This window comes from Microbacterium xanthum (genome assembly GCF_034531355.1).
GTDB lineage: Bacteria > Actinomycetota > Actinomycetes > Actinomycetales > Microbacteriaceae > Microbacterium > Microbacterium xanthum.
This window is the reverse complement of the sequence record NZ_JAWHUE010000002.1, coordinates 917,019-943,052: the sequence shown is the minus strand read 5'-3', so window position 1 is coordinate 943,052 and position 26,034 is coordinate 917,019. Positions and strand designations below refer to the sequence as shown.

Sequence of the window (26,034 nt, the reverse complement as noted above, 5' to 3'; positions counted from 1 at the left end):
CGGCGGCCGCCCTCACGCGGAGAGGAACGGGGCGAGTCGCGCGCCGAGGATCGCCGGCACATGGGCGTGGATGGCCGTGCCCTCGGCGACGTGCTCCTGCGCCAGGATGATCCCCGTCTCGTGCACGGCCGATACGAGGTCGCCGCGGTCGTAGGGAACCAGGACACGCACCTCGACGGGCGGCAGGGGAAGCATCCGTTCGATCGCCGCGCGGATCTCCTCGACACCCTCCCCGGTCCGCGAAGAGGCGAAGATCGCGTGGGGCTCGAGGCCGCGCAGCACGAGCCGGGTGTCGTCGTCGATCAGATCGGACTTGTTGAACACGACGAGTTCCGGCAGCTCGCGCGCGCCGACATCACCGATGACGTCGCGGACGGTCGCGAGCTGGGCCGCGGGGTCGGGGTGCGCGCCGTCCACGACGTGCAGGACCACATCCGCCTCCCCCACCTCCTCCAGCGTCGAGCGGAACGCCTCGACCAGCTGATGCGGGAGGTTGCGGACGAACCCGACGGTGTCGGTGAACGTGTACACGCGTCCATCCGAGGTCTGGGTGCGCCGCACGGTCGCGTCCAGCGTGGCGAACAGGGCGTTCTCGACGAGCACCCCCGCGCTGGTCAATCGGTTCAGGAGACTCGATTTCCCGGCGTTGGTGTACCCGGCGATGGCGACCGAGGGCACGGTGTGCCGCTCGCGTTCAGCGCGCTTCGCTGCCCGCGCCGGCGCGAAGGAGGCGATCTGTCGCCGCAACTGCGCCATACGGGTGCGGATGCGACGGCGATCGAGCTCGATCTTGGTCTCGCCGGGACCGCGCGACCCCATTCCGGCGCCGGCGGCGCCGACCTGACCACCGGCCTGGCGGCTCATCGAGTCGCCCCATCCGCGCAAGCGTGGAAGGAGATACTCGAGCTGCGCCAGCTCGACCTGGGCCTTGCCCTCGCGGCTCTTGGCGTGCTGGCTAAAGATGTCGAGGATGACGGTGGTCCGATCGATCACCTTGACCTTCACGACGTCCTCCAACGCGCGGCGCTGGCTGGGCGCGAGCTCCGTGTCGGCGATCACCGTGTCGGCACCGACGGCCGCGACGAGATCGCGCAGCTCCTCCGCCTTGCCGCGCCCCAGGTACGTGGCCGGATCGGGGTGCGGACGGCGCTGCAGCACGCCGTCGAGCACGACCGCGCCGGCCGTCTCGGCCAGCGCAGCGAGTTCCCGCAGAGAGTTCTCGGCGTCTTCCTGCTCGCCCTGCGGGTGCACACCGGCGAGCACGACGTTCTCCAGACGCAGCTGACGGTATTCGACCTCGGTGACATCCTCCAGCTCCGTGGACAGCCCCGGGACGCGCCGCAACGCGGCGCGATCCTCGCGGTCCCATTGGTCGCCGTCGTCGTCACCGCGGCCGGCAGTCCGGACATCCTGGAGCGCCTGCGCGCCGGAGAAGACCGTGACCCCCGTGCGTCCGCCGGCGCGCGAGAGCACGCGATCGACCGGGTCGAGCGGCGTGTCGTCGGAGCCCTGCGGAGTGGTGGTGTCGGTCATCCTCGCCTTTCGCCATCGGGGGCAGCCGCGCCGTTCGCGGTCCGCCCGGCCCGCGCGGGAGCGGTTTCCCGCCCCGACCGGGCATCCGTGAATTCTAGTCCCCCGGGATCGCGTCGGCTCCGCTACGCTCGACCCTCATGGGGAGCGATCACTACTTCACTGCGGCCCCCGCGAGTCCCGAGAATCTCCGCACGATCCGTGTGACCCTGGCAGGCCGCGATGTGGATGTCGTGACAGCGGGCGGGGTCTTCAGCCCGGACCACGTCGACATCGGCACGTCCGTGCTGCTGGCCAACACGCCGGTGCCTCCGCAAGGCGGCCATCTGCTCGACATCGGATGCGGGTGGGGGCCGATCACCCTCAGCATGGCTCTGGAAGCCCCCCATGCGACGATCTGGGCCGTCGACGTGAACGAGCGGGCGCTGGACCTGACTCGACGCAACGCCGAGTCCCTGGGACTGGAGAACGTCACCGCCGTTACCCCGGACGCGGTCCCCGACGACATCGCGTTCCGCGCGATCCGCTCGAATCCCCCGATCAGGGTCGGCAAAGACCAGCTGCACGGCCTTCTGGAGGCATGGATCCCGCGACTGGATGAACGGGCGGATGCGCACCTGGTGGTGTCGAGGAACCTCGGATCGGACTCGTTGCAGCGGTGGCTGGCCGCGACCTTCGATCGCGGATACAGCGTGCATCGCGTGGCGACGGGGCGGGGCTTCCGTGTCCTGAAGATCCGTCGACACGGCGCCCCGATGACCGGAGTCATCCCGCTGCCCTGAGCCCGGTCCTCACGCAGCGCGGTCAGGCGAGAGTGATCTCGCCGGAGTAGACGAGGGTCGCCGGCCCCGACAACAGGACATGGGAGCCGTCCGCATGAGGGACGAGGCGCACCCCGAGGTGTCCTCCAGGCACCTCGACGGCCCAGTGCTCGGGAGCCGCGGGACCTGCCCAGTGGCGGACGGCGAGGGCGGCGGCCGCGACGCCGGTCCCGCAACTGAGCGTTTCGCCGACACCACGTTCGAAGACCCTCATGCGGATCCGACCGACCCCGTCGTGCACGAGCGGCTCCTCCGGAACGACGAACTCGACGTTCGCCCCGGCCGCGGGTGCCGGATCGAGGATCGGGGCGACCGTGAGATCCAGGCCTTCCAGCTCGTCGAGGGACGAGAGCGCGACGACGACATGCGGGTTGCCGAGATCCGCGTGCTGTCCTGGCCGTGAAACGCTCAGACCGCGCGCTCGCACCAGCACGTCGGCATCGTCCACAGCCCACCGGCCCAGGTCGACCTCGAATCCGAGGGCACTGCGGGTGAGGGTCTTGACGCCCGCGCGGGTGCCGATGCGCAACGGCTTCTCCAGCGACGCGAATCCGGTGTCGGCGAGGTACTTGGCGAACACCCGCGTACCGTTCCCGCACATCTCGGCGATCGAACCGTCGGCGTTGCGGTAGTCCATGAACCATTCGACGCCGTCGGCCGCGGCCTCCGCCCCTTCCGGGATCGCCGAGCAGCGCACGACCCGCAGCAGCCCGTCGCCTCCGATTCCGAAGCGACGGTCGCAGAGGATCGCGACGTGATCGTCTGTGAGCTCGAGAGAGCCGTCGGGGTCGGCGACGACGACGAAGTCGTTGCCGGTCCCGTGTCCTTTGGTGAACGCGACGGTCTGCGGCATGCGTGTCAGTCTACGGGGCGCGTCACGGCCGCCCGCGCCTCGTTCCGGGCGGCGTCTCGCGTGGGCGGGACCCAGCGCAGCCCGTCGTAGCGACGGAACCAGGAGACCTGCCGACGGGCGTACCGTCGGGTGAGCGCCTGTGTCTGGGCGATCGCCTCGGATTGGTCGAGGTGGCCGTCCAGCTGCGCGAGTGCTTGCGCGTAGCCGATCGCGCGCCGCGCGGTCGCACCGTCCTCGAGACCGCGTGCACGCAGCTGCGCTGCTTCGGCGACCAGGCCTTCCTCCCACATCGCCTCGACCCGCCGGTCCAGTCGTTCCACCAGAGCCGACCGCTCGGCGTGGGCCCCCAGAAGGACGGTGCGGGGATGCCAGAGAGTCGGAGCGGTGGGAAGCACGGCCCCGTGGGTGTCTCTCCCCTGCAGCACGATCTCGAGCGCCCGCACCACCCGGCGCCCGTTGCGCGCGTCGATGCGTTCGGCCGTGGCCGGGTCGAGCTCGCGGAGTCGGCGGAAGAGGGCACCCGCGCCGTCCTCGGCAAGCTCGGCCTCGAGGCGAGCGCGCAGCGCGTCGTCATGCGGGGGGAAGCGGAAATCGAACACGACGCTCGAGACGTACAGGCCGGATCCGCCGACGAGAACCGCATCCGCGCCGCGGGTGAACACGCCCTCGACGACCGTCCGAGCCGCGGGCTGGTACCAGGCGACCGCCGCTTCCTCGGTGACCTCGAGGACATCGAACAGATGGTGCGGAATGCCTCGCCGCTCAGCGGGCGGAAGCTTCGCCGTCCCGATGTCCATGCCCCGGTACAGCTGCATGGCATCGGCGTTGATGATCTCGGCCGGCCGCCCGAACTCTTCGAGCGCTTCGGCCAGGTCGAGCGAGAACGACGTCTTGCCGGTGCCGGTCGCTCCGGCGACGACCCACAGCCGTGGGGGGCTCACCTGCCGATGCGCAGCGTCGGCAGTCCGAGCGACACCGCACGCGGTCCCGCGCCCCCGTCAGGCGAGGGCGTGCCGCAGGAGTCCGCCTGCGACCGGTCCCAGGCGTCTCCGGACCGGGTACGGCGGATGCGCAAGGGCGATCCGTCGGGCGCATCGGCGAGCAGGTGGAAGGGCGCCGCGTGCGTCACCACGACCGAGACGACATCGCCCGGACGTGGCAGGGGCGACCCCGCGGGGACCTCGAAGTGCACGAGGCGGTTGTCTTCGGCACGGCCGGTCAGTCGATGCGTCGCAGCGTCCTTCTTGCCCTCCCCCGTCGAGACGAGCACCTGCAGCTCGCGCCCGAGCTGATTCCGGTTCTCTTCGAGACTGATCCGCTCCTGGAGGGCGACGAGACGCTCGTAGCGCTCCTGCACAACGGCTTTCGGAAGCTGATCCGGCATGGTCGCGGCGGGGGTGCCCTCGCGAATGGAGTACTGGAACGTGAAGGCGGACGCGAACCGCGACGCCTCCACCACGCGCATGGTGTCCTCGAAGTCCTCGTCGGTCTCGCCCGGGAACCCGACGATGATGTCCGTGGAGATGGCCGCATGCGGGATGCGCTCGCGCACCCGATCGAGGATCCCGAGGAACTTCGAGCTGCGGTAGGAGCGGCGCATCGCCTTGAGGATCCGATCACTGCCGGACTGCAGCGGCATGTGCAGCTGCGGCATCACATTCGGCGTGTCGGCCATCGCGTCGATGACGTCATCGGTGAAGGCCGCAGGGTGGGGGCTGGTGAAGCGGATCCGCTCGAGCCCGGGTATCTCCCCCGCCGCGCGGAGCAGCTTTCCGAACGCGTGGCGGTCTCCGAACTCCACGCCGTACGAGTTGACGTTCTGACCGAGCAGTGTGACCTCGATCGCACCGTCATCCACGAGCATCCGGATCTCGTTGAGGATGTCGCCGGGTCGCCGATCCTTCTCCTTGCCCCGCAGGCTCGGGACGATGCAGAAGGTGCAGGTGTTGTTGCACCCCACCGAGATGGAGACCCAGCCGCTGTAGACCGAGTCCCGCTTGGTCGGGAGAGTCGACGGGAACACGTCGAGGGACTCGAGGATCTCCAGCTCGGCTTCGCCGTTGTGACGGGCCCGCTCGAGCAGGTTCGGCAGCGAACCCATGTTGTGGGTGCCGAAGACGACGTCCACCCACGGCGCTTTGTCGAGCACCGCCTGCTTGTCCATCTGCGCCATGCAGCCACCGACGGCGATCTGCATCCCCTCGTGCTTGTCCTTGACGGACTTCAGGTGACCGAGGGTGCCGTAGAGCTTGCCGGCGGCGTTGTCGCGGACGGCGCACGTGTTGATCACCACCACGTCCGCGTCGTCGCCGCTTTCCGCCTTCACGTAGCCGGCGCTCTCCAGGGAGCCGGACAGCCGCTCGGAGTCGTGAACGTTCATCTGGCACCCGAAGGTGCGCACCTCGTACGTGCGGGCGCGACCGTCGAGCGTGGTCGCGGCCGGGGAGGGATCGATCAGCGTCGGCGCAGAGGAGGGCATGGACATGATCTTCTTATTCTACGAGGGCCGCCCGAGAGGGCGGTGAGCGTCACCGTCATCAACCGCCCGCCCGCCAACGGCGGGGGATGCACCCGTGTCGCTCGACAGTCGGTGGCGCACGCATCCGCCGCGGAGGATCGATTTCGAGCCGGATTCGGCGGCAGACACGGGGTATCGGTGTCGCAGTGGCGCACGGACCGAGAATGTCCGTCGATCCGGCGCCTGACCGGCAAGAAGTGCCCGTGGTATCGCCGCGCGTCGCGTGCCGGCGGGCACGTTTCCGCAAGTTTGCGACAAGAAACACAGTAGAAACTACCGAGGATCACGCCTGGCACATCGTTCACTGATCGGTAACCTGTGGAGCAGGTAGCGGTTTGAGACGTCAGCCTGGGGGGCCAATGGAATCTGCCAACACGACGGCCGCGTGGGTCGTGGTCGGAGCCGACCGCGACCCCGACACCATGTGTGCCCGCATCCGCGCGGGCGGGAGCGTCGTGGTCGTCGGCACACCCGGCAGCGGTAGGAGTTTCCTGCTCGACCACATCCGGACCGCGCTCGAACGAGACGGACACGCGCCGCTCGTGATCCGCACCGGACGGACACTGTCTTCGGTACCGTTCGGTTGCCTCGAAGCGGCACCCGACACCCGCGCGGCCGATCTCCGCGAGGCGCCCGACCGCCCATCCGGCCTCACCGACACGGATCCCGTCATCGTCATCGTCGACGACGCCGACCTGCTCGATTCCGATACGGCCCGCTCACTGACGGCCCGTGCCTATCGCAAGGAGGTCGTCATCCTCGCGGCCATCGCCGCCGGCTCGCCCCGTCTCGGAGAGAGCTTCGACTCACCGCTCGCAGACCTCTGGGCCCACGGCATCGCGCAGCGGATCGATCTTCGCGATCTCACCGTCGACGAGGCCTTCGACCTCATCGACGCGTCGACGACCGCCCGGCCGCTGGATAAGGCGACCCGTGCGAAGATCGTGTCTCTCGCCGGCGGATCGCGTGCTCTGTTGACCGAGGCGGTCTCCTACGCGGCGCAGGCACGCGATGCCGGGCGTGACCCGCTGACATGCCTCAGAGAGGTGCCGCCAACCAGTCGCTTCGGCGAGCTGCTCATCGCCCGGGCCGCCGAGCTGTCAGGCCCGCACGCAGAGGTCCTGGCGACGCTGGGGCGGGTCGCGGGGATCGAGTTCGTGGATGCCATTCGCTTCCTCCCGGAGGACGACGTCGAAGAGCTCATATCGCTCGGTCTGGTGTTCGACGCCGGCGTGCCGTCGCGGCACCTGTTCGCGCACCCCCTCATCGCGCGCGCGGCGTCGCGGAGATGCCACGACGGCGAGGTGCGGGCGCGCCTCGACCTGATGGTCCGCCGGATGTTGGACGCGGGCGGCTCGTGGTGGAGCGAAGCGATCGCCTGCGAGCTCGCGCGACGCCGACACCGCGGCGATCTCGAGCTCGAGACGCCGCCCCGTGAGGATCTCCTCCGGCGCGCAATCGTCGATGCGGCTCGCGCCGCGAACGATGACGCCCAGCCCGCTGTGGCGATCGCATACGCCGCCACCGCGCCGCCCGTCGAACGACCCGACCATCTCGACATCGAAGTTCAGCACGCTTCAGCCCTGCTCGAGGGCCACCCCTCGCGTCACGCGGTGGACGCTTTCAGCACCTCCTTCCGTCGCGAGAGGCGCCTCGATCCCGACGCAGCCGGCGTCGCGGCCGAATGCGCGATACAGCAGCGCGGCCGCCTCAGCCGGCCCCTTTCACCGTTGGTCCTGCTCACGGCCGCCAATGCCGCACTGCTGGACATGAGGTGGAGCATTGCCGAGGCATACGCGCGGTGCGCCACCGAGCACCCCACGTCCGACGCGACGTCGGCCAAGGAGTCCGCCTTCGTCCGCGCCATGAGCCTGTGCGTGCGAGGGCGGTTGGACCGCGCATCACAGGTACTGGCGGGAACCGACGCGGTCACCACGACGACGCCGCGCCAAGAGGGAGCGGATGCCGTCGGCCGGCTGATCGTCCTCTGCGGGCGTGCGCTCGGCATGCAGGTCAACGGGATCGAGGTGGAGTCGATGCGCGATCGACTGCGCCGCGAAGGCGTCCGCGCGGCGGCCGCCGATGATCGTCTGGCCCTGGTGTGGCTCAATCACCTGGCGGCGCTCGTCTTCGCAGGCCTGGGGGACGCTGGTGGCGCCGCCCGCGAAGCACGACTGGCCCTGATACGGGGCGAATCGTTCAGACTCAGCCCCTGGTCTTCCGTGACCCTGATGTACGTCGCACGCGCGCTCGCACTGCTCGGCGACACCTCCGCGGCGCGGGAGATCTGGGATGCGACGGCGACACCATCCGCGATGCGGTTCACGCTCGTACGCCACGCAGCGCTCATGGCCGAGGCGGGCATCCTCGAGGCTGAGGGCCGCCACCAAGACGCCGTGAAACGCACGCGCACCGCTTTGGAAATCGCCGAGCTGGCGGGGACGCCGCTGCTCACCGCGTGGGGCCTATATCAGGCGGTCGCGCTCGGCGACAGCACGGAGAACGATATGACACGCCTCTCGTCCATCGCCATCACGATTGAGGGCGAGATGGGCGAGACCCTTCGCACCTGGGCGCAGCAGATCACTTCCGGGGCTGCACCGGAGTCCCCCCTCGATCGTCTGCGGCTCGCGGGCCCGTGGACCGCACCGCTCGTCCCGGCGCCCGCGCGGCGTGCGCGCGAGCACGCGATACCGTTGCCGCCGGGCACAGGGATCGACACCGGCCTCACCCGACGCGAGCGCGAGATCGCGCAGCTGGCAGCCGAGGGCATGAACAATCGCGAGATCGCCGAACACCTGTATCTGTCGGTCCGCACCGTCGAGTCGCACGTCTACCAGGCACGCATGAAGGTCGGCGCACGATCACGTCGTGAACTGGGAAGGATGATCGGCCCGAGGCAGACGCGACGTACGGCGTAGGACGGCCCCGCCCGCCGAGAGCAGGCCCGTCAGTCGTCCGTCTCAGGAGAAACGGACGCCGCCGCGGCGGTGCTCGTCGAGCGCGCCGCGCGCAGCATCCATCGCGATCGACCCGGTGTAGCCGCGGCGCGACAGCTGTCCGACCAGGCGCCGGAGGGCGACGTCGGGCTCCACACGATCGAGTTGTCGCACCTTGGTCCGCGCGAACTCCCACGCGCGATCGACGTCGTCATCGGGGAGCGCCTGGAGGGCTGTGTCGACGACGTCGCGCGGGATCCGCCGCTTCTGCAGAGCGAGCGCGATAGCGGTCCGACCCTGGCCCTTCCGATCGACTGCCACGTGGATGAGGTGCTCCGCCAACGCCGCATCGTCGAGATACCCGCGCCGGCATGCGTCGTCGATGATCGCCTGAGCGCCATCGTCAGTGAGGCCGAACCCGTCGAGCACCGCCCGCGCCTCGGCAATCGACAGCGGCTTGCCTCGGAGCTTTCGAAGCAGATGCTTCTCGGCTGCGGAGTTCGCCTCATCGGCGTCGGCTGCGGCGTCGATGGATGGCTCGGCCGCGCGCGATCGCGGCGTTGCCCCGCCCCGGAGGTGCGCGGGCCCGGCGGGCTCGGACGTCCACGTGCGATCCCAGCCATCGGAGGCGTCCGTGGTCGGTCGGTTGCCGACATGTCGCGGCGAGGTCACCGGTCGCGGCGTCGGGCCTCGCCGGAACAAGGGCGTGACGGGGGCGAGGTGCTCGTCGGCGACCTCGTCCCCGTCATCGGTGAAGCGGACCATCACGCCGGGCGGCGCGCCGCCAGCTCGTCGGCGGTGTCTTCGGCGCGCGGCTGCCCGATGCCGAGCTTCTCCTTGATCTTCGTCTCGATGTCGGCGGCGACATCGACGTTCTTGATCAGGAAGTTGCGAGCGTTCTCCTTGCCCTGACCCAACTGCTCGCCGTCGTAGGTGTACCACGCGCCGGACTTCTTCACGATTCCATGCTCCACGCCGAAATCGATGAGGCTTCCCTCCCGCGAAATCCCGACGCCGTACAGGATGTCGAACTCGGCCTGCTTGAACGGAGGGGCCATCTTGTTCTTGACGATCTTCACGCGGGTCCGGTTTCCGACCGCATCGGACCCGTCCTTGAGGGTCTCGATACGACGGATGTCGAGACGAACCGATGCATAGAACTTCAGCGCCTTGCCGCCGGCCGTTGTCTCAGGAGAACCGAAGAAGACACCGATCTTCTCGCGGAGCTGGTTGATGAAGATCGCCGTCGTTTTGGTCGAGTTGAGCCCACCGGTGAGCTTTCGCAGGGCCTGGGACATCAATCGCGCCTGGAGGCCGACGTGGGAGTCACCCATCTCGCCCTCGATCTCGGCCTTGGGGACGAGAGCGGCGACTGAGTCGATGACGACCAGGTCGATCGCGCCGGATCGGATCAGCATGTCGGCGATCTCGAGCGCCTGCTCCCCCGTGTCGGGCTGGGACACCAGGAGCGCATCGATGTCCACGCCCAGCTTCTGGGCATAGTCGGGGTCGAGCGCATGCTCCGCGTCGATGAACGCGGCGATACCACCGGCGCGCTGCACGTTGGCGATCGCGTGCAACGTCAATGTCGTCTTACCCGAGGACTCCGGGCCGTAGATCTCGATGATGCGGCCGCGCGGAAGTCCTCCCACCCCCAGCGCCACATCGAGCGCGATCGATCCGGTCGGGATGATCTCGACCGGGGCGCGCTCGTCGCTGCCCAGTCGCATGACCGATCCCTTGCCGAACTGACGGTCGATCTGGGCGAGAGCCGATTCGAGGGCCTTCTCGCGGTCAGCGGGTGATGGCATGGCGTGCTCCTTATGCTCGCGGTCCGTCGCCTGTAGGCTGTCGCGCTCTTCTCCGGCGGATCGGATGCTGCGACAAGGCGTGGGCTGTCTCGATGACGCATCTCACGGTAGGGGTGGCCTCCGACATCGGTGGGAGGCCACTCTTCGACGGTGGGAAGCGAGGATCGAGACGACCCGTGTGCAGAACACTACGCCACGAATCGAACAGATCTTCGAGGTCGGCGGCGTGTCGAGATCAGCGGCGCGGCTCGAGCCGGCCCACGCCGTGCCGCCTGGCCTCGGGGACGTCCATCTCGACGCACAGGGCGAGCCAGACCTCGCGTGGCGGGATTCCCGCGTCCAGAGCATCGGTGGCTGTTCGGTCTCCGATGCCGGGGATCACGAGGTCGTCGAGCAGGGCCCCGCCGCGCGCGCCGAATTCGTCGTCGACGGCACGACGGAACTCACTTCTGCGCACGGCAGCCTTCGCGGCGCCGGGTGATCACCGAAGCGTCAACTCGGCGTCCACGGACGCGACGAGCTCGTCGGGCACTACGTCGGGGAAGGTCTGAAGTCCTTCGAGAACCGACAGTCGATCGCCGACTTCGCGCATGATCGTCGAGATCGGCACATCCAGCGCCTCGGCGAGCGACGCGAGGATCTCGCTCGACGCCTCCTTCTGACCGCGCTCGACCTCGCTGAGATAGCCGAGTGCCACGCTCGCGCGGCTGGCGACCTGTCGGAGGGTCTGTCCCTTCTGCTGGCGGAAGTCCCGCAGGACTTCACCGATCTCCTGACGTACAAGGATCATGTCGGGCCCCTCCTCACTCGTGATTCCGCTTCGCCGGGTGCACCACAGTACAACACCGTGATCATCAATCTAATCCCGGTTGCTATGCATTGGGCGGGAATCACCGAATGTAACCCGCGGGAAACACCGGGCATTCCCGAAAGACGACCGCACCCCTTCACCCGTCACTTCTCCGGCCGGACCAATCCCCTCGCGAGGGCGATCGCCTGGCGGACGGTCTCTCGTCGGATGTCCTCGCGCGTGCCGTCCAGATCAAGCTTCTCGGTGCGGCGCCCATGCGGACCGGCAGCGGCGATGAAGACCCGACCGACCGGGGCCGAACCCTGCGGCTCCGGGCCGGCGACGCCCGTCGTGGCGATCCCGACCTCCGCCCCCAGAGCGCCCCTGACCCCGTCCGCCATGGCAACGGCGACCTCGGCGTCGACAGGACCTCGTTCCGCGAGAAGCTCGGAGGCAACACCGAGCATGTCGGCCTTGAGGTCGGTGGCGTAGGCGACCACGCCGCCGCGCACGACGGCCGAGGCGCCGGGAACCGCGGTGAGCTGCGCACATACGAGCCCTCCCGTCAGCGACTCCGCACAGGCGATCGTCCACCCCCGGCCGCGGAGGGCGTCGAGAAGCTCGGATTCTTCGCTCATCGACGGGTGCGCCGCGCGGCACGCACCTCGGTGACGACGTAATCGATGCCACTGGCCACGGTGAGAAGGACTGCGATCGCCATCGTCACGCCGTTGACCCAGAAGACCCACTCGCCCACGACCGTCCACAGCGGCAGCAGCGCCAGCGAGAGGGCAACGCCCTGTGCGACCGTCTTGAGCTTGCCCATCCACGCCGCCGCGAGCACGTGGTCGTTCACGACGATGAAGCGGTACACGGTGATGCCGATCTCGCGAACAAGGATGACGACGGTCACCCACCAGGGAAGCTCGCCGAGGATCGAGAGGCCGACGAAGGCGAACCCGGTGAGGACTTTGTCTGCGATCGGGTCGAGCAGCTTGCCCAGATCGGTGACGATGTCGTGTCGACGGGCGATGTGACCGTCGAGGCCGTCGGTCGCGATCGCGACGACGAAGAGGGCGCCCGCGGCCCAGCGCAGGGCGCCGTCTGCGCCGTCGTCGGCCAGGAGCATCCAGAGGAAGACCGGCGCGCAGAGGATGCGCACGATCGTGATCGCGTTGGGGAGCTGACGGGGAACGGCCATGGTCATCATTCTCGCCCGGTCAGGCCCCAGGCATCCTCATCTTCTTCGACGTGCACGACGGGCCTGCCCTCGTACTGCGCCTCGAGCGGATCGGCCCCGTACGGATCCGCCGGCTCCGCGGACGGCTTCGGGGCCTCCTCCGGAGCGTCTTCGCCTCGCAGGCGCGCGAGCACACCCGGCAGCTGCTCGTTCGTGACGAGCACGTCGCGGGCCTTGGAGCCTTCGGAGGGCCCGACGATCTCGCGCGATTCCAGGAGGTCCATGAGACGCCCGGCTTTGGCGAACCCCACTCGAAGCTTTCGCTGCAGCATCGAGGTCGACCCGAACTGCGTCGATACGACCAGTTCGGCAGCGGCCAGGAGCAGCTCGAGGTCGTCGCCGATGTCGGCATCGACCTCCTTCTTCTCGACCGCCGCTTCGACGTCGGGTCGATACTCCGGCCGAGCCTGGTGCGTCACGTGGGCGACGACCTTCTCGATCTCGCTCTCACTCACCCAGGCCCCCTGCACGCGGAGCGACTTCGAGGCGCCCATCGGCAGGAACAGTCCGTCACCCTGGCCGATGAGGCGGTCGGCGCCGGGCTGATCGAGGATGACGCGCGAGTCGGTGACGCTGGTGACGGCGAAGGCCAGACGCGAAGGGACGTTCGCCTTGATGAGGCCGGTGACGACGTCGACGCTCGGCCGCTGGGTGGCGAGGACGAGGTGGATGCCGCTCGCACGCGCGAGCTGCGTGATGCGGACGATCGAGTCCTCGACGTCGCGTGGCGCGACCATCATGAGGTCGGCGAGCTCGTCGACGACCACGAGCAGATACGGGTAGGGCTTCAGCACCCGCTCGCTCCCCTCGGGGAGGGTGATCTCACCGGCGACGACCGCCTTGTTGAAGTCGTCGATGTGACGGAATCCGAACGACGCGAGGTCGTCGTATCGCATGTCCATCTCCTTCACGACCCATTGCAGTGCCTCAGCCGCCTTCTTCGGGTTCGTGATGATGGGCGTGATCAGGTGCGGCACCCCGGTATACGAGGTCAACTCCACACGCTTCGGGTCGATGAGGACCATGCGCACGTCGGAGGGTTTCGCGCGCATCAGCAGGCTCGTGATCATCGAGTTCACGAAGCTGGACTTACCCGAACCCGTCGAGCCGGCTACGAGCAGGTGCGGCATCTTCGCGAGGTTCGCCACCACGAATCCGCCGCCGACGTCCTTTCCGACGCCGATCGTCATCGGATGTGTCGACTGCGTGGCCGCCGGGGAACGCAGGACGTCTCCCAGGGTCACGATCTCGCGGTCGGTGTTCGGAATCTCCACGCCGATGGCGCTCTTGCCCGGGATGGGCGCGAGGATGCGCACCTCATTCGAGGCGACCGCATAGGCGATGTTGTTGGTCAGCGCGGTGATGCGCTCGACCTTCACTCCGGGACCGAGCTCGATCTCGTACTGCGTGACGGTCGGGCCACGGGAGAAACCGGTGACGGTGGCATCGACCTTGAACTGTTCGAAGACGCCGGTGATGGCGGCGACGACCGCGTCATTCGCCTCCGAACGCGACTTGTGCGGGGTTCCCTGGGCGAGCGCCGCGACCGACGGGAGGCGGTAGGGGGCGCTGGGCTGGTCTCGCGGCGCGTCTCCACCCAGCCCCGACAGACCGGGCAGGTCGTCGTCGGTGTCGGTGTCGGCATCGTCCCGGAGCGACGTCTGCGATGACGCCGCCGACAGACCAGCCAGCGCCGCAGGGTCGATGACCTCGGTCACCGCATCGTCCGCCGGCAGCGGCATGGTCGCCGGGGCGGGCTCCGGCGCGGGCTGCTCGATGGCCTTGTCGAAACCGCCTTCGGGAACCCCGGGGCTCAGCAGTTCGGTGAGGTCCTGCGAGCCGAGCTCGTCGTCGGGGTCCTGCTCACGACCGCTCTTGTTGCGACGCCACCACGGCACGCCCGCCTCGCCGGCGTCGGTGTCGGCATCGGCATCCTCGTCGAACCGCGGCGTCTGCTTCTCGTCCCGCTCGGCACCGAACATCCAGGCGTAGAGGTCGCCGAGTCGTCGGCCGATGCGGTTCGGGGGCGTCTTGGTGAGGATGAGCACGCTGAGCACGGTCAGCACGCCGAGGACGATGCAGCCGCCGACGTCGGTGAGGAGCATCGCGAGCGGCTCGCCGATCATCCAGCCGAAGACCCCACCGGCCTCGCTGAGTGCCGGCAGCCCCTGCGGGGGCTGAGGTCGCCCGCCGACGATGTGGCAGAACCCGGCGACGGTGACCACGAAGAGTCCGAGCCCGATGCCGATCCGCCCGTTGTCGTGCACCGACGACGGGTGGCGGAACATCCACCCTGCGAGGAGGACCAGCAGCACGGGCATGACGAAGGCCACCCGGCCGACCAGACCACCGACCGAGTAGGCGCTGATGGCCGCCCCGATCTCGGTCCCGATGAAGAACCACTCCACGATCGCGCCGACGACGGCCAGGACCACGAGGAGGAAAGGAAGCCCGTCGCGGCGCTGGTCCTTTTCGAGCGACTCCGGCCCGAAGGCACGGAACAGCCCGCCGACGCCGTGCGCCAGCCCCATCCACGCGCGCGCGACGACCGGGGGTCGCTCCTCTTCACCCACGTACCGCTTGGGGGTCGGATCGGGCTTGCGGGCGCGCGACGCGGAACCCTTCCCGGGCGTCCGCCCGCGCGACGTGGAGGTCGAGCTCTTGGCCATGCTTCCACGGTAGGCGAGGGCGCCGACGTTCCCAGGGAGCGACTCGGCGGTGTGCACAGGCACCGCGCGGCCGTGACGATTAGGCTCTCCGGGGAGAGCATCCCGTCCCGCCCATCGAGAGAGAACGAATGGCATCGCGCAGTCTCGGCCTCCGGTCGCATGTGAACTACCTCGTCTACCGTGTCCGCAACCTCAACGCCGCGTCGGTCGTCGAGCGGGCGCGGGATGTGTCGAAGCAGTTCGGCAGGCCGGTACCTCTGGTCGTGGCCGACATGTATTGGCAGGCGGCCTTCCACAAGGTGGGTTTCCAGGACTACGTCGACTACGACTTCGCCATGCTCACGCGCGCCGAACGCAAGACGTTCATGACGCACCCGATCTCCAACGCGCTCTCGCAGAAATACGACCACCCCGACTACCGCCACCTCTTCCACGACAAGTTCGAGTTCGTCCGGGAGTTCTCCGATCTGCTGGGTCGCGACTGGATGATGCTCGACGCGGGCAACGCCGACCAGCTGGCCGCCTTCATGGCGAAGCACCCCACCATCATCACCAAGCGGCAGAGCGGGCAGGCCGGCTCCGCCATCAGGCGGTACACCGTCGACGACGTCGAGGATCCGATCGCCTTCCACCGCGGGCTCGTCGAACGCGGCGAGCTCCTGATCGAAGAGAACATCGTCCAGCACCCGGACCTGGCGGCCGTGTGCCCGGGCACGGTCAACTCCACCCGCATCGCCGCGTTCTTCGACGGCGACAAGACCCACATCCTCGCGATCGCCCAGAAGTTCGGGCGCGGACAGGCCGCAGACCAGATGGATTTCGGTGGGTTCTACACGATGCTCGATGAGCGGGGCAAGGCGATGGGCGACGGCTATGACTCTCACGGCCACGTCTGGGAATCGCACCCCGACACCGGCTACCGGATCGCCGACTTCCAGTTGCCGATGCTCGAGGAGGCCCTCGATCTGATCGATCGCGCTGCGCGCGTGGTCCCCCAGGTGCAGTACGTCGGGTGGGACGTGGCGATCACGGAGAACGGCCCGGTTCTGATCGAGGGCAACTGGGGCACCGGTGTCTACGAGATCAAACCGTCGGTGCTCGGCCGCCGGACCGGCCACCGGCCGCGCTACCGCGAGGTGATCGGCTTTTGACCCCCTCCGGGCTCTCGGTCGAGGTCTCCCACGGGGCCCTCGTCGCGGGTGCCCGGTCCGCCGACCGCGAGAGGGCCGTCTTCGATCTCCGTCGCGACGCATGGGGCCACGGGCTGGGTACGGCCCTGGACGCGCTGGTTGCCGCGGGTGCGCGGCACGCGGTCGCCGATCCCGCGGACACCCCCCGGGTCCAGGCGGCGGGGATCGCGGTGGCAGCGGTCGCAGATGGGGCATCCGCCGCCGTCTACGGGCTCCCCTCTTCGCCCGCGATGCGCGCCGTCTCGGTCGTGCTGTCGACCAAGCGTCTGCGCGCGGGGGAAGGCGTGTCCTACGGGTACACGCATCGCGCGACGACCGACACCTGGATCGGACTGGTCGCCGGCGGCTATGGCCAGGGGGTCGCCCGGGCACTCGGGAACCGCGTGGCGATCGCCGTCGACGGACGGATGTGCCCGGTGGTGGGCCGCATCGCCATGGACGTCTGTGTCGTCGATCTCGGCGCGGACGGCGCCCGGACGCTCCCCGGCACGCCGGTGACCCTGTTCGGCGGCGAGGGGCCCGCACGCGGCAACCTGCTCGCGTGGACCGAGGCCACAGGATGGTCCGCGGCCGAGCTCGCCGGCGTCATCGGCGCCTCGGTCCCCCGGCGGACGGTCGCCTGATGCCCGCGCGCCTCGATGTCGACCTCGACCGCCTTCGCCGGAATATCGAGACGGTGCGACGCACCGTCATGCCCGCGGAGACGCTCTTCGTCGTCAAGAACGATGCGTACGGGCACGGTGTCGAATCCGTCGCGGCCACAGCCGCCGCAGCCGGCGTCCGGTGGTTCGGCTCCTTCGACGTCGACACGGGCACGCGCGTGCGGGCGGCCGTCGGGTCTTCGGCGCGGATCTTCGCGTGGGCGACGACCCTCGACGCCGGGTCCGTGCAGCGCGCCGCGGACGCCGACCTCGACGTGGGCGTCGGCGACCCGGGGTATCTGGACCGTGTCATCGCCGCCGACCGCGCCCTGCGCGTCCATCTGAAGATCGACACCGGGCTGCGTCGCAACGGCGTACGTCCCGAGGAGTGGCCGGAGTTCATCGAGAGTGCGGTGCGCGCCCAAGAACGGGGCGCCATCCGCGTCACCGGACTGTGGACGCACATCGCCGAGACGAGCGATGCGGACGACGACGACGCCCGGGAACTCTTCGTCGACGCGGTCGATTCCGCTCGCGCCGCAGGGCTCTCTCCCGAAGTCCGGCACATGGCAGCCAGTGCCGCCTCGTTCGCCCGACCCGGGTTCCGCGACGACCTCGTCCGGATCGGTGCGTTCGCATACGGCATCCGGTCGGCCGACGGTCCGGATATCCCCGGTATCGTGCCGATCGCCGCGTTGTCGGCGGAGGTCGTCGAGGTCGCGAGCGACCGCGTGACGATCGACATCGGCTCGCTCGACGGCCTCCCCTCGACGCTGGCGGGCTGTGTCGAGGTGGGTACGGAAGCCGGGCCCCGCCACCTCATGACCGTCGGCGTGACGACCTCTCAGGTCCGGGTGTACCCGGGCGCGATGGTCGGCGACCGGGTGACCCTGTTCGGGCCGGGCACACGCGGTGAGAACAGCGCGACGACACTGGCCGAGGCCATTGACACCGTGGGGGAAGAACTGCTCGTGCGACTCACGCCGGCGCTCGAGCGCCGTTACCTCGGTGCGGTCACGCCTCGATGACGAGCGGCACGATCATCGGGCGTCGGCGCAGTCGCTGGTTCACCCATCGTCCGATCGTCCGACGCACCACCTGCGACAGGGCGTGCTGATCCCGCACCCCCGACTGCGCCGCGTCCGCCAGAGCCGATGCGATCTTCGGCTTGACGTCGTCGAACACCCTGTCGTCCTCGGCGAAGCCGCGTGCGTGGATCTCCGGCCCGCTGATGATCTTGCCGGTGGCGGCGTCGACGACGACGATGACGGAGATGAACCCCTCTTCTCCGAGGATGCGGCGATCCTTCAGGTCGGCATCGGTGATCTCTCCCACGGACGATCCGTCGACGTAGACGAACCCGAGGTCGAGCTGGCCGACGGCGCGGGCATCGCCGTCACGCAGATCGATGACCGTGCCGTTCTCGGCGAGCAGCGTGCGCTCGGTGGGGATCCCGGTGTCCTGCGCGAGCTTCGCGTTCGCCATCAGGTGGCGGTACTCACCGTGGATCGGGAGGACGTTGCGCGGGCGCAGGATGTTGTAGCAGTAGAGGAGTTCACCGGCCGCGGCGTGCCCCGACACGTGCACCTTCGCGTTGCCCTTGTGGACCACGTTGGTCCCGAGCTTGGTGAGGCCGTCGATCACGCGATAGACGGCGTTCTCGTTCCCGGGGATCAGACTCGAGGCGAGGATCACGGTGTCGCCGGAACCAGGTTCGATCTCGTGGTCGAGATTGGCCATACGGCTCAGCACGGCCATCGGTTCGCCCTGCGACCCGGTCGACATGTAGACGATCCTGTCGTCGGGCAGGTCGCGGGCCTTCTTGTAGTCGATCAGGACGCCCTCGGGCACGGTGAGGTAGCCGAGCTTCTCGGCGATCGTCATGTTGCGCAGCATGCTCCGGCCGAGCAGCGCGACTCGCCGCCCGTGGGCGTGCGCGGCGTCGAGCACCTGCTGAACGCGATGCACATGACTGGAGAAACTCGCGACGATCACCCGGCGCGGCGCCTTGCCGATGACCTGATCCAGGACCGGTCCGATCTCGCGTTCCAACGGCGTGAAGCCGGGGACGTCGGCGTTGGTCGAATCGACCATGAACAGGTCGATCCCTTCCTCGCCGATGCGCGCGAACGACCGGAGGTCGGTCAGCCGGCCGTCCAGCGGCAGCTGGTCCATCTTGAAGTCGCCGGTGGCCAGCACCGTTCCCGCGACGGTGCGGATGGCGACGGCCAACGCGTCCGGGATGGAGTGATTGACGGCGATGAATTCGAGGTCGAACGGACCGACCTGTTCCCGCTGCCCCTCGGCCACCGTGAGGGTGAAGGGCTTGATGCGGTGCTCCTTGAGCTTCGCCTCGGTGAGCGCCAGGGTCAGTCCCGATCCGACGATGGGGATGTCGCCCTTGAGCTTCAGCAGGTACGGGACCGCACCGATGTGGTCCTCGTGTCCGTGGGTGAGGACCACTGCGACGATGTCGTCGAGGCGCGATTTGATCGGTTCGAAGTCCGGCAGGATGAGGTCGACACCCGGCTGGTGCTCCTCGGGGAACAGCACACCGCAATCGACGACCAGCAGTTTGCCGTCGAGCTCGAACACGGTCATGTTCCGCCCGACCTCGCCGAGGCCGCCGAGCGGGATGATCCGGAGGGTGCCCTTCTCCAGCACCGGCGGTGCGGAGACGGTGATGGGCGGGGTCATCGGGTCGTCCCCGAGACCTGAGGGAGCGCGCCGCCGGCAGCCGCATTGCGATCCGGCCGGAAGTTGCGGAAGTCCGCCCCCTCGACGCCGCTGACCAGGGCGAGTTCGTCTTCGATCATGGCTGCCTCCCACTCCTCCGGACCGACCAGGGGAAGTCGTACGCGAGGGCTGGAGATGCGCCCGAGCCCGTGCAGGATGTACTTTGCCGCGACGGTGCCGGGCACATGGGTCATGACGGCGCGCACGAGCGGCTCGAGGGTCTTGTGCTGCGCCGTGGCCGTCGCGAGGTCGCCGCGGTTGACCGCATCGACGATGGCGCGATACGGAGCCGACGCGATGTTCGCCGTGACGCCGATCATGCCGCTCGCGCCGATGGACAGGTGCGGCAGGACGTTCGCGTCGTCACCCGAGAAGTAGAGCAGATCGGTCTGGTTCAGCACGCGGCTCACCTCGCTGAAGTCACCCTTCGCGTCCTTGATGCCGAGGATGTTCGGGTGCTTGGCGAGGCGCAGGATCGTCTCGTACGCGATCGGAACGCCGGTGCGCCCGGGGATGTCGTACAGCAGCACGGGAAGATCGGTCGCGCCCGCGACGAGGCGGAAGTGCGTGAGGATTCCGGCCTGTGTGGGCTTGTTGTAGTACGGCGTGACGATCATGATGCCGTCGGCGCCGGCCTTCTCGCTGGCTTTGTACAGCTCGATCGCGTGGGCCGTCTCGTTCGATCCGCCGCCGGTGATGATCTTCGCCCTGCCGGCGGCGACATCCTTGCCGACCTCGACCAAGCGCAGCTTCTCGGCGTCGGTGAGGGTCGAGGTCTCCCCCGTCGTCCCGGTCACGACGACGCCGTCAGCTCCCGCCGACACGACATCGTCGATGTGCTTCTCGGTCGCGGGCCAGTCGACCTCTCCGTCCGCCGTCATCGGAGTGATGAGGGCGACGAGCACCTGGCCGAAGGGATTGGCGTCGAGCGTCATGCCTCCAGGCTATCGCCTCGCAGCGGCCGCTCAGCGCCCGCGGGTGCCGATGCCGGCGGCGACCGATGCCGGCAGAAGAGCGGCCAGACGGACGAGCGCTTTGTACCGGACGGACGGGATCGACACGCCGCGCCCGCGCGCGGCGTCTCGCAGCGACTCGGCGACGACGTCGCGGGCATCCAGCCACAACGGCCCCGGCACGCCCTCCTGCCCCGGGGGCAATCCCATGCGCTCGTGGAAGTCCGTATGGGTGAATCCTGGGCATACGGCCGTGACGGTCACACCGCGGGGCGTGTACAGCGCGTTCGCCCACCGACTGAACTCCACCAGCCACCGTTTGCAGGCGCCGTACGTGGAACGCGGGAGATAGGCGGCGACCGAGGCGACGTTCAGCACTCGACCGTGTCCGCGGGAGAGCATGCCCGCGAGAGCGGCGTGGGTCAGGCGCAGCGGAGCCTCGACGTGGATGCGGAGGTGGTCCACCTCACGGGCGATGTCGTTCGTCTCGAAGTCGAGGGGAAGCCCGAAACCGGCGTTGTTGACGAGGAGCTCGATCGGCGCCGCCGGATCCGCCAACCGCGCGGCCACCCGTTCGACGTCTTCGGTGACGGTGAGGTCGGCGCCGAGGATCTCGACGTCGACGCGGTGGCAGGAGCGGATCGCTTCGGCCACGGCACCGAGCGCATCGACCGAACGGGCCACGAGCACCAGGTCTGCACCCCGCGCCGCCAGCTGGCGCGCGTACTCCGCCCCGAGCCCGGAGCTCGCACCGGTGATGAGCGCGGTGACCATGGCTACGGCGCCACCCGCCCGTTGGCGTTGAAAGCGGCGTGGGTCAGGGGCATGAGCTCGCGCCAGTGCACCTCCATCTGCTCGGCGCACATCTCGATCTCGCGTTGCGGGAAGGACGGGAAATGCGTCCCCTCGACCTTCGTGCGCAACGACAGGAAGTTCATCAGCGCGCGGGAGTTCATCGTCACGTACATCGACGAGTAGATGTTCAGCGGCAGCACGATTCGAGCGACCTCACGGGCGACCCCTGCCTCCAGCATCCGCTGGTAGGCCTCGAAGGCCTGCGTGCTCGCAGCGCGCGTCGCCTGGTCCACGAGCGCTGACTGCGCCTCGTCGCCGGGAAGGAACTCGTACGCACCCGGCTTGCCCACCTGGATGAGGTTCCGCTCGGGGGCCGGCACGTAGAACACCGGTCGCAGCTCGCGGTAGCGGCCCGATTCCTCGTTGTAGGACGCGATGCGATGACGCATGAACTCGCGGAAGACGAAGATCGGCGCCTGGATGTAGAAGGTCATCGAGTTGTGCTCGAACGGGGACCCGTGACGGTCCCGCATGAGGTAGTTGATCAGTCCGCGATCCCGCCCGGAGGCCTCAGCGCCGGCCTGCGCCGCCTCCAAGGTCTGCTCGCCCTGCGTGGAGACCCGCGCCGCGAAGAGCACATCGGAATCCGACGCGCTCGATCGGACGAGCTCGACGGTCATGTCACTGCGGAACTGGATGTCGGCGTCGCTCACGGTGCCCACCCTACCCGCGCCGTCGCATCCGCCGTCGACGCGCCACCGGGCCGTTCGTGGCCTTCCGCACCGGTTGCCGACGGATCGGCCTTTTCCCACCGTGCAGCGTCTAGCCTTGTCTGTTGTGGAAATCCTGCCCGCCCTCCTCGGCACCGTCCTGCTGCTCGCCGGCACCGTCGGCGCCGGCATGATCGTGCGCGCCCGACAGGGCCGCATCCGCCGGGGCATCCCCCATGAAGTGATCCAGCCCCGGCGCCTGGGCGCGGACACACTCGGCGAGCGCGCGACGCTGTTGCAGTTCAGCACGGAGATGTGCGCGAAGTGCCCTGGTGTGCACCGCACGCTCGCGCAGATCGCAGCCGGACACCCGGGCGTCCGCCACCTCGACATCGACCTCACGCACCGCCCGGACATCGCCAAGCACTTCCACGTGCTCCAGACGCCGACGACCCTCATCCTCGACGCGGCCGGCGCGGTGCAGTCTCGTGTCGGCGGAGTGCCCAGCCGGCACATGCTGGAGCTCGAGCTGTCCCGCCTCACCGGGGACGCCGCTCGTGTCTGACCGTCCGCGGGGCGTCGACCCGCGCGGGCCGCGGTTCGCCGCCGGCATCACCTCGCTCCTCCTTCTCGTCGATGTCTTCCTCGGCCTGACCGGACTGTCGACCAGCCGCGCATCGGAGGCCGCGTCGGGGTGGGCGGTCACGTCGGCGAGCCTCGGGCAGCGTGCCGCGGATCCCGCGTTCCTCCTGCTGGCAGCTCTGGCGCTCCTGTTCCTGTGGGGTGTGATCGCGCCAGGCTCCGCGCCCTGGGGAGTGCTCTACCGGCGCCTGATCGCACCGCGCCTGCCTCGTCCTAACGAGCTCGAGGATCCCCGCCCGCCCCGCTTCGCCCAGGGCGTGGGGCTCTTCGTCTCCGCCATCGGACTGCTGCTGCACCTGGCCGGCGTCCCCTGGGCGCTTCCCGTCGCCGCCGCCGCGGCGTTCGCAGCCGCTTTCCTGAATGCGGCGTTCGGTGTGTGCCTCGGGTGCCAGCTGTACCTCGTGCTCCAACGCGCGGGCCTGATCGGCCGCGAGCGACCGGTCCTCTGAGCGAGCACCGACCGGTGAGGTGTCAACCCGTCGCGACCGACTGCCCCCGCCATTAGGCTGGCGGCGTCCGCCACCGGGTCGGACCATCGTCACCGCCACGAGGAACAGGGGCATCATGACCGTCACGAGCGAAGCGACCACCGCCTGGAAGGGCTCTCTGACCGACGGCGAGGGCACTGTCTCCCTGGTGTCCTCGGGGGCGGCTTCACTTGCGGTGGACTGGAAGGCACGCAGCGAGGGCTCCACCTCGACCACGACCCCCGAGGAGCTGATCGCCGCCGCCCACGCCTCCTGCTTCAGCATGGCGCTCTCCCACGCGCTCACCGGAAACGGCACTCCCCCTGAGTCCGTGGACACGACCGCGTCGGTGACCTTCCAGCCGGGCACCGGCATCACCGGCAGCCATCTGAACGTCAACGCCGTGGTCCCCGGCATCGACGCCGAGGACTTCGCGCGGATCGCCGAGGACGCCAAGGCCGGCTGCCCCGTCTCTCAGGCGCTCGCCGGCGTCGAGATCACGCTCGAGGCAACACTTGCCTGACCGCTCCCCCGGTCGCATCGTCGTCGGCGGCGCGGGCGGTCTGATCGGCCGGGCGCTCGTCGACAGCCTCCGCGCCGACGGTCACGATGTGGTCCGACTCGTCCGGCGCCCGGCCGCGGCGCCGGACGAGATCGAATGGCTGACGGACACCCGACCGCTCGATCCGGATGTCCTCGCGGGTGCGTCGGCCGTCGTCGGGCTCAACGGTGCGAGTATCGGGCGCTTCCCGTGGACTCGCTCCTACCGGAGCACCCTGCTGTGGTCGCGCATCACCCCGACGCGCGCCATCGCGCGCGCCGTCCGCCAGCTGGGCGAAGAGGCGCCCGCGTTCGTGTCGGCCTCCGCGGTCGGATATTACGGCCCGTTCCCCGAGGGGCGCGTGGACGAGTCCGCGCCACGCGGAGATGCCTTCCTCGCCGATGTGTGCGGCGAGTGGGAGAACGCGGCGCGAGCCGCCGGCGACGACGTGCGCGTGTCGCTGCTGCGCACCGCGCCGGTGGTGCACCCCGAAGGCGTCCTCAAGCCGCTCATGCTCCTCACCCGGGCGGGCCTGTCCGGTCCGATCGGACGCGGCACCCAGGTCTGGCCCTGGATCTCGCTGGACGACGAGGTACGTGCGATCCGGCACGTGATCGACTCCGGTCTGACCGGGCCGATCAATCTCACGGGACCCACGCGCGCGACCGCCAACGATCTCGGTTTCGCCCTCGCAGTTCGGATGAATCGGCCCTATCTGGTCCGCGCGCCGGCGTGGGGCCTGCGAGCCGTCCTCGGACGCGACGCGGTCGAAGCGCTGCTGACGACCGACGCCGACGTCGTACCCAGCGCCCTCGAGGACTCCGGTTTCGGGTTCACCCACCGCACCGTCGAAGAAGCCGTGGACGCAGCCCTGGCAAAAGCGTGATCAGGAGCGGGATCCCGATTCGAGCCGAATCGCCCGGCGCACCGCCTCCCGCGCGCGTCGACGGTCGCCCGAGGCATCGTAGGCCAGTGCGAGGCGATACCACGCCCGCCAATCCTCCGGAGCCGCCTCGACATCGGCTCGGTAGCGCGGGAAGACCGCGTCGGCGTCCTCCCGGAGCACGCGCCCACTCGGCCGGACGCCGACCGACTCGACCGGCAGCTCGTCATCGGCCTCCAGGAGACGTCCGAGTTGTTGGGCCCGCCACCCGAACCACAGCTCACGACCGAGCCCCCACGCGGCGATCAGGGGCAGAACGATGAGGGCGACACCCATGGCGATCCCCACCGGGTCGCCGGTTCCGAGCAGCAGCACCGCCCGCCAGCCGACCAGCGCGATGTAGATCGCGAGCAGCACCGCCATGACGGCGACGCCGATTCTGACGCTCATGCTCCCGTGGCGCGCGCGACCTGGCCGGGCACTCCGCCCTCGTCGACCGGTCCCCTCCCGGCGGCATGCGGCGTGCGGATACCGATGTCGAGGAAGCTGTCGAGGCCGACGACGACACCCCGCGCGCCGAGCGCGTGCTCGAGGGCCAGGCGGATCCCGGGCGCGTAGGCACGGGCGGGCTCGATGGTGTCATGGGTGATGGTCAGGGACTCACCCGGACCGGACAGGATGACGTCTTGCTTGGCGACGACACCCGGGCGCCGAAGCGAGTGCACGGGAACGCTCGCGACACGCTGGCCTCGGGCTCGCTGATCGACGTGGGGCGACTCGACGGGTCCGACCGCGCTGCGCGCCGCGGCGACGAGCTCGGCCGTGCGAACCGCGGTGCCACTTGGCGAATCGACCTTCGACTCGCGGTGCGCCTCGACGATTTCGATGGACGGGAAGAACGGCGCCGCCGCGCTGGCCAGCGCCGAGCCGATGACCGACCCGAGCGAGAAGTTCGGGATGAACACCGCCCCTGTACCTGCCGCGTCCACGAGGGGGCGCACCAGCGCGATCCGTTCCGCGGACCAGCCGGAGGTGCCCACCAGAACGTTGATTCCCCGTTCGACGGCCGCGCGCACGACATCGATGGACACGGCCGGCGTCGACGCATCGACCACGAGATCGGCACCGTCGATCTCGTCGATGTCGGAGCGCGACGTCAGCACGGCGTGCACGAGGTAGGCGTCATCGGCGTTCACGATGTCGCGGATGATGCCGCCCAGCTTGCCGGTTCCACCCACGATGGCCACACGTGTCGTCATACCTCCACCGTAGCCGCCTCGGCGTCCCGGGGCGCCTCCCACTAGG

General features: G+C 69.2%; 26 protein-coding genes. 9 read left to right on the top strand and 17 right to left on the bottom strand.

All coding sequences use genetic code 11. From position 1 onward, the window contains the following. Nucleotides 1–12: 12 nt before the first annotated feature. The gene (gene hflX / locus RZO50_RS09835) at nt 13–1,533 is read right to left on the bottom strand and encodes a GTPase HflX (protein WP_322599527.1); all 1,521 of its coding nucleotides are present in this window, start codon (nt 1,531–1,533) and stop codon (nt 13–15) included. A gap of 137 nt (nt 1,534–1,670) precedes the next feature. On the opposite strand from hflX, the gene RZO50_RS09830 reads away from it, so the two are divergent. Beyond that, nucleotides 1,671–2,312 (top strand): class I SAM-dependent methyltransferase, encoded by a 642-nt coding sequence (locus RZO50_RS09830; protein ID WP_322599526.1) that lies wholly within the window; start codon nt 1,671–1,673, stop codon nt 2,310–2,312. Between the two features lie 22 nt (nt 2,313–2,334). Here RZO50_RS09830 and dapF read toward each other — a convergent pair whose 3' ends face one another. From dapF to miaB, 3 genes are read right to left on the bottom strand one after another with little or no spacing between them, the layout of a single operon-like run. Beyond that, the gene (gene dapF / locus RZO50_RS09825) at nt 2,335–3,204 is read right to left on the bottom strand and encodes a diaminopimelate epimerase (RefSeq protein ID WP_322599525.1); all 870 of its coding nucleotides are present in this window, start codon (nt 3,202–3,204) and stop codon (nt 2,335–2,337) included. Between the two features lie 5 nt (nt 3,205–3,209). Beyond that, nucleotides 3,210–4,145 (bottom strand): tRNA (adenosine(37)-N6)-dimethylallyltransferase MiaA, encoded by a 936-nt coding sequence (gene miaA, locus RZO50_RS09820; protein ID WP_322599524.1) that lies wholly within the window; start codon nt 4,143–4,145, stop codon nt 3,210–3,212. Then, on the bottom strand, nt 4,142–5,689 hold the full coding sequence (gene miaB, locus RZO50_RS09815) for a tRNA (N6-isopentenyl adenosine(37)-C2)-methylthiotransferase MiaB (RefSeq protein WP_322599523.1): 1,548 nt from the start codon (nt 5,687–5,689) through the stop codon (nt 4,142–4,144). The genes miaA and miaB overlap by 4 nt, the downstream gene beginning before the upstream one ends. A 392-nt stretch (nt 5,690–6,081) precedes the next feature. Between miaB and RZO50_RS09810 the strand changes: the two genes are divergently transcribed. Next, entirely contained in the window at nt 6,082–8,643 is a 2,562-nt protein-coding gene (locus tag RZO50_RS09810; RefSeq protein WP_322599522.1) for a helix-turn-helix transcriptional regulator, read from the top strand. Between the two features lie 42 nt (nt 8,644–8,685). Here the strand turns inward: RZO50_RS09810 and RZO50_RS09805 are convergent, their stop codons facing one another. The 7 genes from RZO50_RS09805 to RZO50_RS09775 all read right to left on the bottom strand — a co-directional run bounded on the left by RZO50_RS09805 (nt 8,686) and on the right by RZO50_RS09775 (nt 15,171). Further along, nucleotides 8,686–9,426, bottom strand: a complete 741-nt coding sequence (locus RZO50_RS09805) for a regulatory protein RecX (RefSeq protein WP_322599591.1) — start codon at nt 9,424–9,426, stop codon at nt 8,686–8,688. Next, nucleotides 9,426–10,472, bottom strand: a complete 1,047-nt coding sequence (recA, locus tag RZO50_RS09800) for a recombinase RecA (protein ID WP_322599521.1) — start codon at nt 10,470–10,472, stop codon at nt 9,426–9,428. Before recA ends, RZO50_RS09805 begins: the two co-directional genes overlap by 1 nt. A gap of 235 nt (nt 10,473–10,707) precedes the next feature. Continuing rightward, on the bottom strand, nt 10,708–10,929 hold the full coding sequence (locus RZO50_RS09795) for a DUF3046 domain-containing protein (RefSeq protein ID WP_322599520.1): 222 nt from the start codon (nt 10,927–10,929) through the stop codon (nt 10,708–10,710). 24 nt (nt 10,930–10,953) lie between these two features. Continuing rightward, nucleotides 10,954–11,262, bottom strand: coding sequence for a helix-turn-helix domain-containing protein (locus tag RZO50_RS09790; protein ID WP_322599519.1), 309 nt, complete (start codon nt 11,260–11,262; stop codon nt 10,954–10,956). A gap of 164 nt (nt 11,263–11,426) precedes the next feature. Further along, nucleotides 11,427–11,900: a CinA family protein gene (locus RZO50_RS09785; protein WP_322599518.1), complete on the bottom strand. Its 474-nt coding sequence runs from the start codon at nt 11,898–11,900 to the stop codon at nt 11,427–11,429. Further along, entirely contained in the window at nt 11,897–12,463 is a 567-nt protein-coding gene (gene pgsA / locus RZO50_RS09780; RefSeq protein ID WP_322599517.1) for a CDP-diacylglycerol--glycerol-3-phosphate 3-phosphatidyltransferase, read from the bottom strand. Before pgsA ends, RZO50_RS09785 begins: the two co-directional genes overlap by 4 nt. 5 nt (nt 12,464–12,468) lie before the next feature. Continuing rightward, nucleotides 12,469–15,171, bottom strand: coding sequence for an FtsK/SpoIIIE family DNA translocase (locus tag RZO50_RS09775; RefSeq protein WP_322599516.1), 2,703 nt, complete (start codon nt 15,169–15,171; stop codon nt 12,469–12,471). A gap of 128 nt (nt 15,172–15,299) precedes the next feature. On the opposite strand from RZO50_RS09775, the gene RZO50_RS09770 reads away from it, so the two are divergent. From RZO50_RS09770 to RZO50_RS09760, 3 genes are read left to right on the top strand one after another with little or no spacing between them, the layout of a single operon-like run. Further along, a complete protein-coding gene (locus RZO50_RS09770) occupies nt 15,300–16,322 on the top strand; it encodes a sugar-transfer associated ATP-grasp domain-containing protein (RefSeq protein WP_322599515.1) in 1,023 nt (340 codons plus the stop codon). Beyond that, on the top strand, nt 16,319–16,984 hold the full coding sequence (locus RZO50_RS09765) for an alanine racemase C-terminal domain-containing protein (RefSeq protein WP_322599514.1): 666 nt from the start codon (nt 16,319–16,321) through the stop codon (nt 16,982–16,984). Before RZO50_RS09770 ends, RZO50_RS09765 begins: the two co-directional genes overlap by 4 nt. After that, the gene (locus RZO50_RS09760; protein WP_322599513.1) at nt 16,984–18,030 is read left to right on the top strand and encodes an alanine racemase; all 1,047 of its coding nucleotides are present in this window, start codon (nt 16,984–16,986) and stop codon (nt 18,028–18,030) included. The genes RZO50_RS09765 and RZO50_RS09760 overlap by 1 nt, the downstream gene beginning before the upstream one ends. Here the strand turns inward: RZO50_RS09760 and RZO50_RS09755 are convergent. Genes RZO50_RS09755 through thyX form a run of 4 tightly spaced genes read right to left on the bottom strand, consistent with a single transcriptional unit; the run spans nt 18,017 to nt 22,166 of the window. Further along, complete coding sequence (locus RZO50_RS09755; RefSeq protein WP_322599512.1) at nt 18,017–19,699, bottom strand: ribonuclease J; 1,683 nt, start codon at nt 19,697–19,699, stop codon at nt 18,017–18,019. The genes RZO50_RS09760 and RZO50_RS09755 overlap by 14 nt on opposite strands. Further along, nucleotides 19,696–20,673: a 4-hydroxy-tetrahydrodipicolinate synthase gene (dapA, locus tag RZO50_RS09750; protein WP_322599511.1), complete on the bottom strand. Its 978-nt coding sequence runs from the start codon at nt 20,671–20,673 to the stop codon at nt 19,696–19,698. The genes RZO50_RS09755 and dapA overlap by 4 nt, the downstream gene beginning before the upstream one ends. 30 nt (nt 20,674–20,703) lie before the next feature. Beyond that, entirely contained in the window at nt 20,704–21,465 is a 762-nt protein-coding gene (locus tag RZO50_RS09745) for an SDR family NAD(P)-dependent oxidoreductase (protein ID WP_322599510.1), read from the bottom strand. A gap of 2 nt (nt 21,466–21,467) precedes the next feature. Continuing rightward, on the bottom strand, nt 21,468–22,166 hold the full coding sequence (thyX, locus tag RZO50_RS09740; RefSeq protein ID WP_322599590.1) for an FAD-dependent thymidylate synthase: 699 nt from the start codon (nt 22,164–22,166) through the stop codon (nt 21,468–21,470). Nucleotides 22,167–22,323: 157 nt separating this feature from the next. On the opposite strand from thyX, the gene RZO50_RS09735 reads away from it, so the two are divergent. The 4 genes from RZO50_RS09735 (at nt 22,324) to RZO50_RS09720 (ending at nt 24,732) form a co-directional block, all read left to right on the top strand. Continuing rightward, nucleotides 22,324–22,761: a thioredoxin domain-containing protein gene (locus RZO50_RS09735; RefSeq protein ID WP_322599589.1), complete on the top strand. Its 438-nt coding sequence runs from the start codon at nt 22,324–22,326 to the stop codon at nt 22,759–22,761. Further along, on the top strand, nt 22,754–23,287 hold the full coding sequence (locus RZO50_RS09730) for a DUF4395 domain-containing protein (RefSeq protein WP_322599509.1): 534 nt from the start codon (nt 22,754–22,756) through the stop codon (nt 23,285–23,287). The genes RZO50_RS09735 and RZO50_RS09730 overlap by 8 nt, the downstream gene beginning before the upstream one ends. Before the next feature lie 115 nt (nt 23,288–23,402). Further along, nucleotides 23,403–23,828: an OsmC family peroxiredoxin gene (locus tag RZO50_RS09725; RefSeq protein ID WP_322599508.1), complete on the top strand. Its 426-nt coding sequence runs from the start codon at nt 23,403–23,405 to the stop codon at nt 23,826–23,828. Then, nucleotides 23,821–24,732, top strand: coding sequence for a TIGR01777 family oxidoreductase (locus tag RZO50_RS09720; protein WP_322599507.1), 912 nt, complete (start codon nt 23,821–23,823; stop codon nt 24,730–24,732). Before RZO50_RS09725 ends, RZO50_RS09720 begins: the two co-directional genes overlap by 8 nt. Here the strand turns inward: RZO50_RS09720 and RZO50_RS09715 are convergent, their stop codons facing one another. Then, a complete protein-coding gene (locus RZO50_RS09715; RefSeq protein ID WP_322599506.1) occupies nt 24,733–25,179 on the bottom strand; it encodes a hypothetical protein in 447 nt (148 codons plus the stop codon). It abuts the gene before it with no gap. After that, a complete protein-coding gene (dapB, locus tag RZO50_RS09710) occupies nt 25,176–25,988 on the bottom strand; it encodes a 4-hydroxy-tetrahydrodipicolinate reductase (RefSeq protein ID WP_322599505.1) in 813 nt (270 codons plus the stop codon). Before dapB ends, RZO50_RS09715 begins: the two co-directional genes overlap by 4 nt. Between the last annotated feature and the right edge of the window lie 46 nt (nt 25,989–26,034).